Genomic DNA, 14665 nt, shown 5'->3' with positions numbered 1-14665 from the left:
CCCTGCTGAGCTTGACACCTAACAAATCAAGCCACGCGGACGTCAAAACCGCTGCGCTGTTTTGCCGCCGGTGCTTGAGGCGTTATGAGTAGCCGTTATCGAATCGATGGCTCATTTAACAAGGTGTCGAAAAAATTTACAGCGAGATTGTCTTGAGTGCATAACTTCCTGGATTTAAACGGAAAAAATTTTTGGCCTGATTAATGCTTTTGAAAGATGCTATTTGGTTTTATTCTTAAATTGTGAGGGATCGAGTATGTGGAATAGTAAGTTTTGTCTTTCTTTGTTATTCATGAGTTTTTGTGCTTTCCAATCAAATGCATCACCAATATACCTGAATACTGATAATATCTCCGTTCAGGTTGGCGCAGGTACTACAGCTACCACTTCAAATAATACATTTAACTCTGGGGCAACAATAGATAAAGTCATTGATGCACCAACGGCAGCTTCGAGTGAAATACACTCCCAGTCAACACATATTTGGTTCTCAGGAGGAGGCCTTGAACTGTTATTTGATTTTGGCCAGCAATATGACTTAACTACCTTGCATTTCTGGAACTACAATGGTGAAAGTTTTGATGTCGATAATATTGACTTCACCTTTTTTGATGATGGCAATAATCAGGTTGGGATGCTATCTATCCTTCCTGATCTCGGAACTACACCAAATATATTTGCACAAGATATTCCTTTAGTAGCGCCCTTAAATGTACAGTTTGTTACAGCATTTTTAACAGGTTCTAATGATCAGGTTGACTTCCAGAATATTGGATTTACAGCAACGCTTTCAACTGACCGTTGTATTGGAAATCCCAATGATCCGATATGTGTAACCAATTCGGTGCCTGAGCCTAGCAGCATTGTTTTGTTAGGTTTGGGGGTGTTAGGGGTAGGTCTTTCCCGCCGAAAGCGCAATAAACATTGAAAAAAAGCCCGCTAATGCGGGCTTTTTTTGCTGAACCTTTTTCGAAAATTGTCTCGATAAGGTTTACGAAAGGTTCCATGACAAAGGAAGGATGTTGCCCGACGGGCTGCACTATATAAATAGCTGGTTAACGAAGGATGGATCGCGGTGTTTTCAACTAATGGAGACAGAACAGTTCGAACTGTTTCAAGAGTGGACTAAAAACTGGGGTGACGTTACACGGTTTGAAATCCTAGAAGTTGGTGAAAAGCCAGAAAAAGGAAATAGTGTCTAAATTTCAACAAATTCATAACAAGCGCATTTTGTCGCCGCTAGCGCGGCTGGGACAACCTACACTATGTTTCGGTTGCCCCAAATGCGGGCGTTAGCTGGAGAAAGGGATGTCTATATTTTCAAGCATAAAGAAATGGCTGGAATTGCGTCGTCCAAGAAAGCTTGATGAATTACTAGCGATTGAGTTTGACGATGAAGAAGTGAGAATCCGAGTCTTAGAGAGGCTTGAACCTGGTTGGAACCAAAGTTTCCGCTGGGGCGATGTCAAGCGAGTTTGCTTTAAAGACGAAGGTCTATATTCTTCAGATATCGTTATCATCGCGGTGTATGGCCGTGAGAACAATATTGTGATTCCTACAGAGGCTAGAGGAGGCTCCGACTTCTTTGGTGCCATTTGTGACCGAGGCCTACTCCCAGAAAATGTGTGGCGAAAAGCGATGGGGGATACCAGTGGTGGAACACACTGCTGGCCACCTTATGACAATGACCGCTAACAGGGGCGTTATGTGTCATGAGGAATCATGGGTATTTTCGAAGTAGGCATGATTTTTTTCATTCCAACGGGGACTTTGCTCCTAAATGCATGGCGCAAGAAAATAGGTAACGCCCGAGGCTGGCACTACGGTGTCTATGTGCTGGTTTCGATTGCAATGGCTACAGCTCCGCTGCTTTACGTTCGGAGTATTGAGCCCAATCACACTGTGCTGGGGGTTGTGTTAGCTGGGGTAGGATTCTTTTGGTTCGCAATCGTAGGGGCGCGCAATGCAAACACATAACCAGGCGGTCAACCGGACGCCAAAAGCGGGGCGCTTTTGGTACCTTCCGCTGCGCTCCGGCGCCGGTTACCGCAGGCGTTAGGCAAAAAACATGAACATCAGACATTGGATCGTTGTTGTAGCCCTGCTGGCTGTATTCACATCAGTAACTGCTTCTGCTGTAACACGTGAGGAAGCCGAAGCAAGACTGGAAGAAATTGCATCCTGGGGCACCATGGATGGAACGTGGGAAGGCCAATATAAGATCGTTTTCAAACCGGAAGGTGGAGAAGATCCGGATACAGAAATAGTTAACGCGAAAGTTGTGCTGTCTGAAGGCAAAGCTTCTTTCTACATTGCCCTGCCAGGTGAAGAATTTTCACCCGTGTCTGAAGGTTTTCCTTTTCAGGCAAACGAGCTTTTTGCAAAGCTACAAGTCGTTCGAAGTGGTGGTGCATGGATAGAGTCGTGGATGGTTGATCTTTCGAGGGAAAGTAAGAATCAGGCAAAGCTGTTCCTGTTACGAACTGTCAACAATTGGGCCGGGGAAGCGCCGCCAACAGGGAGCGTATTCGCTGTCGTAGGTATTGGTTCTTTCTCGCGAGCCGAGTAATGCCTAACAAGGCGTGCAAGCCGCCCCTGTAGATCCCCCGTTTTAGTGGACACTTTACGCACATACCTTTTCATATTCTTCGGGGGATTGGTAGCCCAGCGATGAGTGCAAACGCACTCGATTATAGAACTCATATACTCAATAATATGTGATACGGCGTCTATACAATTTTCAAATTGCCGATGATGAACAAGCTCCGCTTTCATTGTGTGAAAGAAAGATTCCACTCGGGCATTGCCCAGTGGGTTACCTTTCCGGCTCATACTTCTTGTCATACCCGCACTTTCTACTAAATCACGGTACTCATGCGCCGCATATTCGATCCGCTGATCCGAGTGGAAAATCAAAGGGGTCGTAGTGATTATTTTTTAACCATATATACCGCCAGACTGATCAAAATTTATTTACTCCGACCCTTTTGATAGCCAATACTTGATTCAACCCAATTTTTTGGAATTGTTTATGGACAACCCAAACTTGGCAAGCCCACCTACTGTTCAATCTGTTCCCTCTTTCTTTGGACGTCTGTGGCCGCGTATTGTCGGATTACTGATAGTTTTCAAGGTCATGATTCCGCTGTTGATTTTGCTGGTGTTGTTGGTCGGTAGCTGGAAAATCATTGGCGGCATTAATACCGAAATCGAACGGGCAGGCAGGGCGCTTGAACCGAAAATTGAGTTGGCGAAAGATGAAATCAAAAAAATTCGTGAGGAAGGCCGACGCATTGCCGATGAAATCGTGAAAATCAAAAATCAGGGTGGCGAAGCCGCGGAAGAAATCAAACGCTCGATTGAACCTATCCGTCAGTCGCTGTATGCCATCAGCGGTACCGTAGGCGCAATTTCGAAAACATTAGAATCAATTTTGAACGGCATGATCAAGATCATCAACCGCATTCCGGGTGTGAAGGATATGCAGCGGATTAATTTACCCGATATAAATGTTCCGGGTTTTCATTTGCCAGATATCGATATTGATGTCGATCTGACCTTTAACATGGCAGCAGTTGAGGCGCTCAAAGCCGCCACCGAACAAATTGCCGCCGAGGCGGAATCGATGTTAAACACAATCGTAAAAATCTGGACAGCCTGGTGGTGGACGGTCACCACGATATTTTATTTGATCGGATTCTGGATTCTGCTGGCTCTGGCCGGCAATGTTGCCCGCAGCTGGCATAAGTTTTTAATCGGCACGCGGTTACTGATGGGCAGATCGCAGGATGCAAGTTTGCAGATGCTTTAGATATTTCGCTAAAGGGGTCGTAACAATTATTTTTTAAGCACTAAACCGACCCCTTTAGTTGTCTGTAACCCTTCTGAACTGCTCAACACGATTGCGGCCAAGTTTTTTGGCACTGTACAGTGCATTATCTGCACGCTTGAGGGCATCATTAATACTGTCGTTTTGGTTATTATCGAGCATGGTCACACCACAGCTGACTGTGCAGTTGATATCAATCCCATCACTGTGTACAGACTGGTTTTCTGTAATTGAACGCACTCGCTCGGCTGTTTGCAGGGCTGTTTGCAAATCGCTTTGTGGTAACAGTATGGTGAACTCTTCACCACCAATGCGCCCCAACAGGTCATTGTTCCGCAGGGTGTCGAGCCAGCGCCGGCAAAGCATTACCAGCACCCGGTCACCGGCATAATGTCCGTAACGATCATTGACCTGTTTGAAGTGGTCCACGTCCAGCATAATAAGGGCCGGTGTATGTCCATAGCGTTGCGTCCGTTGCAGCTCCTCTTCAGCACGTTCGAGAAAATACCCGCGGGCCATGACTCCCGTCAGCTGGTCACGCCAGGCTAGGTCTTGCAATAGGGCTTCATTCAGTTTCTGTCGGGTAATATCACGGAAGAACCAGACCCGACCCAGATAATTATTCTGATCATCAAACAAACCGGTTGAATGACGATCCAGTGTGCGCCCATCCGTCAGTTCGATTTCAGTATGATCGTGGAGCTCTGGATTGTCGTAAAGCTCTTGAATACGCTGCAAAAAAGCATCGGGGTCCTTAAGTTTGCGCAATGCTGAGTCAAGCAAGGGCTCTTCAGGCAAGTGTGGATAGGCGGTCTGATCGTCAGGTCTGCTTTTTTGTTCTATCTGCCAGACTTCGAGAAACCGCTGGTTATATGAAATAACTTGCGAGTGCCGATCAACCACCAGAATACCGTCCGGCGATGCTTCCTGAATGGCATGCAGTAACGGGCGGGTGAACTGGTTGTGATTGTCATCTTTGTCCATATAAGACCGGAATTGACGTTCTTATCGGAGAGATCTGTAAAATTTCATTATAGGCCTCCGACTTATATAGGCAAATCGCTTGCCGGGTAATCTCGATAGTTGAGGCCAAGCCGGTTCCAAGCAGCAGCGTCAAATGAAAGAGGCCGTAACAACTACTTTTCAACCGTTTTCTCCGCTAGGCTGACAGGTGTACTTTTTAATGGCCAATTGATCGCCTATTGGCAGCGAACTTTCACAACAGAACAGCATTTGGGGCAAGTTTACCTGTCATGTACAAAGTTTTATTAATCGGCTTCCTAGTTTGCCAGCTGGCCATGGCTGATGAGCAGTTTCTCGCAGACAGTGTGCTGGTCGATAAGTCGGAGAGAAAGCTCTATCTGCTCCGGGAGGGTATCAAGTACCGGGAGTATTCCATCGCTTTGGGCCCCCGGCCACGTGGTCACAAATTGCATGCTGGCGATGAACGGACGCCAGAAGGGCGTTATATTCTGGATTTCAAGACTGAAAAAAGTGATTTTTACAAAGCCATTCATATTTCCTACCCTAATGAGCAGGATATTAAACGGGCCTCAGACATTGGGGCTGCTCCGGGAGGTTCAATCATGATTCATGGGATGCCCAATAATACGACGTTACCTCCCGAGCTGGTTCAGATGTTCAACTGGACCGATGGCTGTATTGCGGTAACCGACCAGGACATGGATGAAATCTGGTCGGCCATCAAGCCAGGCACACCTATTGATATTCGTCCCTAATGGCAACCTGGCGGCCAATTCAGGGAACCATGACAAGCGCCAGGGCCTTTGGTGTCCTGTTAGCTGCTCTTTGTTGCCTGCCCTGCCTGGCTGAGAATCGGCATATTCTGACATCAGAGACAAACACGGATCTGGTGGGCAATAACAGCAGCACCAACATATCGAGAGAAGAAACGCTGATTGATATCGCAGTTCGATATCAGTTGGGATACAACATGATCCGCTCGGCAAATCCGGATGTCGACGCCTGGCTTCCCGATGACGGGAGCAACGTATTATTGCCGTTCAGTGTTATTTTGCCGGATGCGCCACGAACAGGCATTGTCATCAATACAGCGGAAATGCGTCTTTATTTTTACCACAGGGATGAGCAGCAGAATGACACAGTGACTGTTTACCCCATCAGTGTGGGCCGCAGGGACTGGGCGACCCCGCTGACTGAAACGCGGGTGACAATGAAAATTGAGCACCCGCCCTGGTATCCCCCTGACAGTATCCGTGCGGAACACGCCGCTCGCGGGGACATACTGCCCAAAATCGTTCCCGCTGGCCCAGACAACCCACTAGGGGATTATTTACTGGCATTGGATATTCCAAGCTATTTTATCCACGGGACCAATAAACGCTTTGGCATTGGCATGCAGGTCACTCATGGCTGTATTCGCATGTACCCGGAACATATTGAAGAACTCTATAACCTCATATCGGTTAACACGCCTGTCAGCATCGTCAATCAGACCCACAAAATCGGCTGGAAAGACGAAAAGCTTTATCTGGAGGTACATCACCCTCTGGAACTTGATGGCGTGGTGCAGGAGGAAAATCGAACAGGTATTGTCGATAAGCTGACGTCAATACTGGAGAAACAACCGGAGGTTCTGATCGACTGGAACAGGGTCGATATTGCAATAACAAAGGCTACGGGCATACCCGTGCTGGTGGGAATACAGCCACATTCATTATCAGATTTTGAGTATTACCGAAATCATATCCGGTCAGACCACTCAAACCGACCGGATATGATTGAGTAAATGGACTACTTTTCCATTGCCTTTTTAAAGGCCCGGTCAATTTTCTCGTTGGCTTCGTATGCTGATGTTTTTGCTTCGTCAGCGGTACTTTGGGCATTGGCAGCAGCTTTATTTGCAGCATCAGCTGACCGCTGGGCATCGGCGGCTGCCCTGCTTGCTTCTGCAGCTGAACGCTGAGCTTCCTGCGCCATTGCCCTGACCTCATCTACCGATGAGTTACTTGCACAACCAGTGACCGCCACCACCATCAAAACAGGTAAAAACTTTACTAAAGATTTCATGAAGCTCTCCTTACTGAAGAAAAAACAAGTCAGATCTACACGGGGGTTATTACTTTCAAAGTATGGATGCAGGATTTACCAGTTGCAAACCCTGTTACTTATCAACTTGATTTGAATTAATTATCAGGTTCATATTCATGGTGTACTGACACAAGACACACATATTGGCTACAGAGGCACTGCCACGCAAGTGGTGAAGCCCCCTTATTGCGACGGCAGGAAACCCTATGGCAAAACAACGACTGATTATGCTGTTCGACGGGACCTGGAACGATCCCGAAGATCAAACAAATGTTTATCGTATCTCGCGCTGCCTTCATGATTATGATAGCGATATACGACAACGCTTTTTCTACAGCGCCGGTGTTGGCACATCGAAGCTGGAGCGTTTCAGAGGGGGCGTGTTCGGTTACGGTCTTAGCAAAAATTTGCTGGCGGGATACGAGTGGCTTGCAAAACGCTACACCGATGGAGAGGAAATCTGGATATTCGGTTTCAGTCGTGGAGCCTATACGGCAAGAAGTCTCGTTGGGTTAATCCGCAAATGTGGGTTACTGCATATCGTCACCCCGGGCTTGCTGGAAAAAGCTGAAAGTATCTACCGGGACGAGGGTCTCTCTCCAGATGCTGACGTCTGCAAGGATTTCAGGGAACGCTACAGCCGAAGTCCGAGGATCCACTTCATCGGCGTATGGGATACCGTCGGCGCACTGGGAGTACCCGGCACGGTCCTTTCCGAAAGGGGGAAGTACTCGTGGCACGATACCGAACTCTCCAGCATTGTGGATTATGCCTACCATGCGGTTGCACTGGACGAACACAGGGCGGCCTACGACGTACCACTGTGGACAAGTGCCGATGGAAACAAAAAACAGCGCAATCTGGAGGTTGAGCAGCGCTGGTTTATTGGCGCCCACGCGAATGTGGGCGGTGGCTATGGTACCAAGGATTCACTTGCCGATATTCCGTTGCAATGGATTCTGGAGAATGCTGAAAAAGCAGGGCTGAAGCTCGATCCATTCAAGGCGCCCGACGATGCATGGCAAACCGAGCCAAAAGACTCCTTCAAGGAATTCCTGAACGGCGCCTACGCATGGTTCCGCAAGATCAAAGAACAGGGAGACGGCCGGTTCTGCAGAAGATATTCAGAGGGTCTAAACGGACACCCTGCGGTCAACATTTCGGTTGATAACAGTGTCTGGAAGCGCTGGAAAGATGCCAAGTTTGACTATCGACCACGCACTCTGACCGATGCAGACCAGTACCCTCCGGGGCAATAAGTTGCAACCTCGCCGTAGCCCGAGGGAGTCACTCCCATATTGTTATTGATGTGCGGACCAACGGGGCATCGGACCCTGCTTCTGCATCGCAGCAATTCGAAACGACGACTTAACAACTGTCGCTTGGCCAAAAGGACATCATATGGACATATCACTGGTTTCAACCATTATTGTTCTTAGTACTGCCGCTGGGATCTGTATCCCCGTAGGTGGACTGATCGCGAGTTTCGAGCACATCCGACCCAATTGGCTCGAACAGGAATTTCGACATTTTCTGATTGCCTTTGGTGGCGGTATTCTTCTGGGGGCCGTTTCTGTCGTTCTGGTTCCGGAAGGAACCACATTTATGAATGATTCTGTATTTTCAATTCCTGTGGTCCTCGCCGGTGGCCTCACGTTCTTCCTGATCGAGCGATTACTCGACTTGAAGCGGAGGGAGTCTCCCCAATTGATGGCGATGGTTCTGGACTACGTGCCCGAAGCTATCGCATTGGGTGGGCTAATCGCTCTGGGGTCACCTATTGCTCCGTTACTGGCATTACTGATTGGCTTACAAAATCTGCCAGAAGGATTTAACGCCTACAGAGAGCTTAAGTTTCAAAACAACACCTCTTCCCAAAAAACGTTGCTGACAATGAGCCTCCTGGTTCCACTAGGACCGCTGGCCGGGATTGCTGGTTATTCATTTCTCTCGGAGCACGAACCCATCATGGGGGCAATCATGCTATTTTCAGCTGGCGGTATTCTTTATCTGATTTTCCAGGATATCGCGCCACAATCGCGACTGAAAAAACACTGGGCACCGCCCCTTGGCGCCGTGTTTGGGTTTTGCTTTGCACTATTTGCTGAAATGTTGACACACACCAGCTAGCAAGCCAGGGTTCTCGCCCCTTCAGGCCGGGACGACGCTATAAAAGAGGTATTTAATGAACTGGTTTATTTTGTTTGTTGCCGGTCTTCTCGAAATCGGCTGGGCTATTGGACTGAAGTACACGGAGGGCTTTACACGACTGTGGCCAACTGTGGGAACAGTGATTTCACTGGTGGCCAGTTTCCTGTTGCTTGGTATTGCCATGCGGTCACTGCCCGTGGGGACGGCGTATGCGGTGTGGGTTGGTATCGGTGCCGTTGGCACAGCGATTTTGGGGATATTCCTGTTCGGCGAGTCCGCCGATCTGCCCAGAATACTGAGTCTTTGCCTGATTTGTGCCGGCATTGTTGGCCTCAAACTTACCCATGCCTGATAACCGACTGAAAAGTCTTGACTTTTAGGTCCATGACCTGTGTTCAGATGACTCCGCTAGCTGGTTCGGCCTCGGCCCGCTTTTCTTCAGCACTTTATGTCAGCGCCCGGCAAATAACTCCTGACTGTTAGACGTTCCTGCCCTTCTGCCTGCGTCAATTTGTCGCATGTTCTGTTTTTCGCCTGTCTTTTAGAATAGCGCTCTTTTTGAGTCTTCACTAAGGAGTGGCTTGTTTTGACTTTCATCTATTCTCGCGTCATGAAACGTTTTATTTTCCATGCTGTACTGGCCACGGGTCTCCCGGTCGTTTTGCTGGCATCTTCACACGCTGAGGAGACTGTAGAAGAAATTATCCTTATCAAGTCTCAGCAAACGATGCCTACAACAACGGGCGACGCCACCAATTTATTGGGTAACCAGGGTGTCAATTTTTCTGCTGCCGGTGGTATTTCCCAGTTACCCAGCATTCGTGGAATGAATGGTGATCGGGTTAAAGTACTCATTGATGGCGGTGAAATCACTTCTGCCTGTGCAAACCATATGAATCCCCCGCTTTCCTATATGGATGCCAGCCGTATTTCATCGACGACGGTCCTGAGTGGAATTACCCCTGTCAGTATGGGCGGCGACAGTATCGCCGGCACAATTTCAGTGGATTCCCGCAAACCCGCCTATTCTGATTCCGACGAACTACTTATGCAGGGTTCTATTGGTGCCATCTACGAAAGTAATGGGCGGCACCATGGCGAATACCTAAACGCTACCATTGCCAACAGCAATCTAAGTCTGGGTTACAGCGGTAGTCTGGACCGCTCTGACAGCTATCGCGATGGCAGTGGCGACAAAGTTCTCGATACGCTCTATCGTTCAGAAAATCACGCCATTACCTTTGGTGCCAGAGGTGAGTTTCAGGAGCTCGTCCTGAAACTCACTCACCAGAAGGTGCACTATCAAGGCTTTCCCAATCAGTACATGGACATGGTAGGCAATAAAGGTGACGGCGTTATTGTCAACTACCTCCACGATTTCAGTTGGATGAAACTCGATGTCCTGTTTAGCTGGAATGATGTCGAACACGAAATGGGATTTTTCACCGAGGAGAAGACCGGCACAATGCCCATGTATACCGAGGGCAAGGACATGGGTTACGTCCTGAAGGCAGAATTCCCACTGTCAGAGCAACACACATTGCGTATCGGCAATGAATACCACAAATTTGAACTCGACGACTGGTGGCCTGCTGTGCCCGGCTCAATGATGATGGGCCCAAATGACTATATCAATATCAATGATGGCGAGCGCACCCGCTACGCGCTCTGGGCTGAGTCAGACTATCGGATCAATACATCCTGGACAGCTCTCTACGGTATTCGCTACGAGCATGTCATTACCGATACCGATGATGTGCAACCCTACAACACCATGCCGATGATCATGATGAGCCCCAACCTCGATGCACCGGCTGCAACTGCATTCAATGCTCGCAATCACAAGCAGGTTGATGACAACATCGATTTAACCCTGGTGCTCCGCTACCAGCCTACGTCCGAGGACACTGTAGAGTTTGGCTACGCGCGCAAAACCCGCTCACCCAACCTCTATGAGCGCTACACATGGGGCAGGAACACCATGGCAATGACCATGATTGGCTGGTATGGCGACGGCAATGGCTATGTGGGTGATATTGACCTGGATCCGGAGACTGCGCATACCCTGAGCGCTGCCTATAGCAAAAAGGCTTCGGATAACCGCTGGGAATACACCATCAGCCCCTATTACACATACGTGGATGATTTTATTGATGCTACTCAGATCGGTACATTCAATCCGAGAATGGTAATGTCCGTTACACGACCCAGGTTGCAATTTACCAATATCGACGCCGAGTTTTACGGTCTGGATGTCAATGGTTCCCGCCTTCTTTCGCAATCTGGCAAGTGGGGCACCGTGAACCTGAAAGCCCGGGCGTCCTACACTCGAGGTAAACGCAAAGACGGCCCGGAAGACCTTTACCACATCATGCCACTTAATGTGAAAATCGCTTTGGAGCAGTCTTTTCAGCAGTGGGCCAATACTATTGAATTGGAGTGGGTCGATGAAAAAGACAACGTGGACCAAGTTCGTCTGGAAAACAAAACGGCCAAATATACCCTCCTGAACATATTCACCCAATACCGCTGGCATAACACCACGCTCAATTTTGGTGTACGTAATCTGCTGGATGAAAGCCACGACTTGCCTTTGGGTGGTGTAAGCCTGGCCCAATGGCGTGATGACGGCATGACGGGGCCCTTTGAATCACTCCACGGTCCCGGTCGCTCTGCAGAGATGGGAATTCGTTACGATTTCTAACAATTTCTTTGAATCAATCTCCCCCCAACAGGGGGCACATCCTGCCCTCTGCTGGCCTATCGCCAGGCCTGCACGAATCGATTCGCAGGGATATAGCCCCCTTGGGGACATTCTCCGAGGCGCTGAGCGGATGACATAGGGGATACTTGGTTTAGGGCACATTCCATGCTTTTTATACCCGCCCATCGGCTCTAAAGACCACACAGCCCCACCTCAACGACCAACCTTGACAGCCTAACCACTTGTTCTAACATAACTTTTAGGCCAACTGTAAATATAATTTATACAGCTGGCACACATGCGGTTTATGGAAAAGCCATACAGGTAGACGGAAAGAGCCTGAGACAACAGACCGAACACGGCAGCCGTTTTATCGTTGCAGCTCTGCTGCTACAAAGCTTCGGGTATTGGTGCGTCAGGCCACGCAAGTCAGGAGGACATTATGAATGACTTAAGTCTGACCAACCCCTTTCGCTCTCTCATTGCCGCCCTTGAGAAGCGGGATGAATACACGGCTTGTCACGATCAGCGAACGAAGCTGATTGCGTTGGATATTGGAGAGCAATGTAGCCTGGAAGCTGAGGAGCTGACGATCCTCGAAATTGCGGCGTCTGTGCACGATATCGGAAAAATCGGGATTCCCGATCGAATCTTGCTAAAACCCGGGCGTCTTGATGCAGAAGAATGGGAAGTGATGAAGACCCATCCGGAGCACGGGTTTCTGATTCTCAACACCGTCGAATCGCCCTATGCAGAGTCGGTGGCCAACGTGGTTCGAAACCACCATGAGGCGTTTGATGGGAGCGGATACCCCGACGGCAAACACAGCGAGGAGATCCCTGTTCTCTCACGTATCATCGCACTGGCGGATTGTTACGATGCGATGGCCACATCCAGGCCATATCGCCCAGGCAAACCACACAGTTTTATCATGAAGGTCCTCCACGAGGATAACGAATACAAATACGATCCCTATTTGCGTAAAAAGCTTGTAACTTGCCTCGAAAATAGCCCACTCCGCGCTCAACAGTCAGAAATATAGGGGTATATTGAAATACTCATATTGTCGAGAAATGAACGTCACTCTGTCGCCTTCCTCCGTGGCATAAAATATCATCCCAGTAACGCCACCGATTTAATCAGCATATAGAGCGACTTCCCTGTCTCGAGCCCAAGCTGACTAACTGCTCTCGAGGTCACTTCTGCCAGCACCAATTGTCCATCCGCAGTGCGACAGGCCACCACACAGCGACTGTCTGCTGGTGGATCAATGCGCTCAATGGTCACCGGCAGATGATTTTGGATACTGATGTGATGCGGATCCACCAGGGACAGACTGACATCACGAGCGCGAATGAGTATCCGTGTGGGCAGGGAACCAGAGGCCTGTCCCGTTCTGGGAATCCACAGCCGGGCTTCCGGTGGGCCAAAGGGTCTGACGCCATCCTCCCCGGCCTCGCCCAGAGCTCCCTCCAAAACCGAAACAGCACCGGCATCATCAAATAGTGGCGAGTCCGGACGCGCCAGCGACTCGTGTAGCGTTTCGATGCGCTGGATGAGGCCATCCTGCAGGAAGACAATCCGGTCCGCCAGACGTTCGATCTCATCCGGGGAGTGGCTGACCATAATGATAGGTACAGCGGACTCGGCTGCCATACGACCAAGAAATGGCATGATCTCACGCCGGGTCTGGGTATCGAGTGCCGCCATTGGCTCATCCAGCAGTAACAGCTGTGGACTGATCAGCAAGGCCCGTCCCAGGGACACTCGCTGGCGCTGGCCACCCGACAATTGATCAATGCGGCGGCCCAGCAGATCTTCAATGCCCAGCATGGCGGAAACTTCAGGCAGATGCAGTCGGCGTAATGGCGCCGGAGTTCGCTTGTAGCCATAGAGCAGGTTGTCCTGCACCGAGAGGTGCGGCAGCAGGCTGTGTTCCTGAAAAACCAGGCCGATACGCCGCCTGTGCAGCGGCACAAACTGTCTTCCCTGCTGCCATTGCTGATCGCCAAAGCTCACTGCAGCTCCCCTGATTCGCTCCAGTCCGGCGATGAGGCGCAGTAAAGTCGTCTTGCCACAACCAGAGCGGCCAAACAGCCCGGTCACGCCCTCAAGAGGCCACTCGTGATCTACCTTGAGCTCAAAATCTCCGCCATAACGCAGGTGAGCCTGAATACGAAGCATCATACCCGGACGACCTGAAAGCGACGGGTAAGGCTGTACACCACGAACAAAGTGGTGAAGGCAAAGATCAGCAGCAGTAATGAAAGACTGTGTGCAGCCTCATAGTTCATGGCTTCAACATGATCGTAGATCAATACCGACAACACTTTGGTTTCGCCGGGTATGCTGCCACCGAGCATCAGGATAACACCAAATTCGCCCATGGTATGGGCGAAGGTCAATGTGGCCGCCACCACAAAACCGCTGCGTGTCAGTGGAAAGATCACGGTACGGAAACGATCCAGTGCACCGGCGCCGAGACTGCTCGCCACCTCCACTGGACGCCTCCCCAGATTACTGAAGGCTTCGGTCAGCGGCTGCACGGCAAAGGGCATGGAGTAGAGAATGGACGCCATCAGAATGCCCTCAAAAGAAAAAGCAAGGTGATGAAAACCCAGGTCTTGCAAAGTTTTGCCCACAATCCCCCGTGGCCCCATCGCCACTAGCAGATAAAAGCCAAGCACGGTGGGCGGCAGCACCAGAGGCAGGGAGACAATCGCCTGCACCACATTCCTACCACGGGAACGGCCCTTTGCCAGCCACCAGGCAAGCGGGGTTGCCAACACTAACAAAATTATCGTGGTGTACAGGCACAGCCGGAGAGTGACATCGATGGCTTGCCATTCCGCGGGCCCGAGTGCATACATAGGATTTCCTCACGACCAGAATCGGGCGGCCCGATGGTG

General features: G+C 49.8%; 15 protein-coding genes. 11 read left to right on the top strand and 4 right to left on the bottom strand.

Features of this window, described 5'->3' with window-relative positions:
- Positions 1-256: 256 nt before the first annotated feature.
- From AACZ64_RS00575 to AACZ64_RS00560, 4 genes are all read left to right on the top strand, one after another.
- Positions 257-928, top strand: a complete 672-nt coding sequence (locus tag AACZ64_RS00575; RefSeq protein WP_293613940.1) for a PEP-CTERM sorting domain-containing protein — start codon at positions 257-259, stop codon at positions 926-928.
- 380 nt (positions 929-1308) lie between these two features.
- Positions 1309-1695 carry a hypothetical protein gene (locus AACZ64_RS00570; RefSeq protein WP_293613941.1) on the top strand — a complete coding sequence of 129 codons (387 nt, stop codon included), beginning with the start codon at positions 1309-1311 and terminating at the stop codon, positions 1693-1695.
- A 373-nt stretch (positions 1696-2068) separates the two neighbouring features.
- Positions 2069-2569, top strand: coding sequence for a hypothetical protein (locus tag AACZ64_RS00565; protein ID WP_293613943.1), 501 nt, complete (start codon positions 2069-2071; stop codon positions 2567-2569).
- Between the two features lie 432 nt (positions 2570-3001).
- On the top strand, positions 3002-3811 hold the full coding sequence (locus AACZ64_RS00560) for a hypothetical protein (protein WP_293613944.1): 810 nt from the start codon (positions 3002-3004) through the stop codon (positions 3809-3811).
- A gap of 54 nt (positions 3812-3865) precedes the next feature.
- Here AACZ64_RS00560 and AACZ64_RS00555 read toward each other — a convergent pair whose 3' ends face one another.
- Positions 3866-4813 (bottom strand): sensor domain-containing diguanylate cyclase, encoded by a 948-nt coding sequence (locus AACZ64_RS00555; RefSeq protein ID WP_293613945.1) that lies wholly within the window; start codon positions 4811-4813, stop codon positions 3866-3868.
- 269 nt (positions 4814-5082) lie between these two features.
- Between AACZ64_RS00555 and AACZ64_RS00550 the strand changes: the two genes are divergently transcribed.
- On the top strand, positions 5083-5568 hold the full coding sequence (locus AACZ64_RS00550; RefSeq protein ID WP_293613946.1) for a L,D-transpeptidase family protein: 486 nt from the start codon (positions 5083-5085) through the stop codon (positions 5566-5568).
- Between the two features lie 29 nt (positions 5569-5597).
- Positions 5598-6599 carry a L,D-transpeptidase family protein gene (locus tag AACZ64_RS00545; RefSeq protein WP_293613947.1) on the top strand — a complete coding sequence of 334 codons (1002 nt, stop codon included), beginning with the start codon at positions 5598-5600 and terminating at the stop codon, positions 6597-6599.
- A 5-nt stretch (positions 6600-6604) separates the two neighbouring features.
- On the opposite strand, the gene AACZ64_RS00540 is transcribed toward AACZ64_RS00545, so the two are convergent.
- Positions 6605-6880, bottom strand: a complete 276-nt coding sequence (locus tag AACZ64_RS00540; RefSeq protein ID WP_036858511.1) for an Lpp/OprI family alanine-zipper lipoprotein — start codon at positions 6878-6880, stop codon at positions 6605-6607.
- Positions 6881-7107: 227 nt separating this feature from the next.
- Here AACZ64_RS00540 and AACZ64_RS00535 point away from each other — a divergent pair, with 227 nt between their 5' ends.
- The 5 genes from AACZ64_RS00535 to AACZ64_RS00515 all read left to right on the top strand — a co-directional run bounded on the left by AACZ64_RS00535 (position 7108) and on the right by AACZ64_RS00515 (position 12798).
- On the top strand, positions 7108-8160 hold the full coding sequence (locus AACZ64_RS00535) for a DUF2235 domain-containing protein (protein ID WP_293613948.1): 1053 nt from the start codon (positions 7108-7110) through the stop codon (positions 8158-8160).
- Between the two features lie 142 nt (positions 8161-8302).
- Positions 8303-9031, top strand: coding sequence for a divalent cation transporter (locus AACZ64_RS00530; RefSeq protein ID WP_293613949.1), 729 nt, complete (start codon positions 8303-8305; stop codon positions 9029-9031).
- A 55-nt stretch (positions 9032-9086) separates the two neighbouring features.
- On the top strand, positions 9087-9404 hold the full coding sequence (gene sugE, locus AACZ64_RS00525; protein ID WP_293613950.1) for a quaternary ammonium compound efflux SMR transporter SugE: 318 nt from the start codon (positions 9087-9089) through the stop codon (positions 9402-9404).
- 234 nt (positions 9405-9638) lie between these two features.
- Complete coding sequence (locus tag AACZ64_RS00520) at positions 9639-11756, top strand: TonB-dependent receptor (RefSeq protein ID WP_293613951.1); 2118 nt, start codon at positions 9639-9641, stop codon at positions 11754-11756.
- 442 nt (positions 11757-12198) lie between these two features.
- On the top strand, positions 12199-12798 hold the full coding sequence (locus AACZ64_RS00515) for an HD domain-containing phosphohydrolase (RefSeq protein ID WP_293613952.1): 600 nt from the start codon (positions 12199-12201) through the stop codon (positions 12796-12798).
- A gap of 71 nt (positions 12799-12869) precedes the next feature.
- On the opposite strand, the gene modC is transcribed toward AACZ64_RS00515, so the two are convergent.
- Both modC and modB read right to left on the bottom strand, forming a co-directional pair.
- Entirely contained in the window at positions 12870-13943 is a 1074-nt protein-coding gene (gene modC, locus AACZ64_RS00510; RefSeq protein ID WP_293613953.1) for a molybdenum ABC transporter ATP-binding protein, read from the bottom strand.
- On the bottom strand, positions 13940-14626 hold the full coding sequence (modB, locus tag AACZ64_RS00505; protein ID WP_293613954.1) for a molybdate ABC transporter permease subunit: 687 nt from the start codon (positions 14624-14626) through the stop codon (positions 13940-13942). The genes modC and modB overlap by 4 nt, the downstream gene beginning before the upstream one ends.
- Positions 14627-14665 lie beyond the last annotated feature (39 nt).

The sequence above is a fragment of the uncultured Porticoccus sp. genome (genome assembly GCF_963975625.1).
Classification (GTDB): Bacteria; Pseudomonadota; Gammaproteobacteria; order Pseudomonadales; family Porticoccaceae; genus Porticoccus.
The sequence above is the reverse complement of the archived record's forward strand: the minus strand, read 5'-3'. Positions and strand labels throughout refer to the sequence as shown.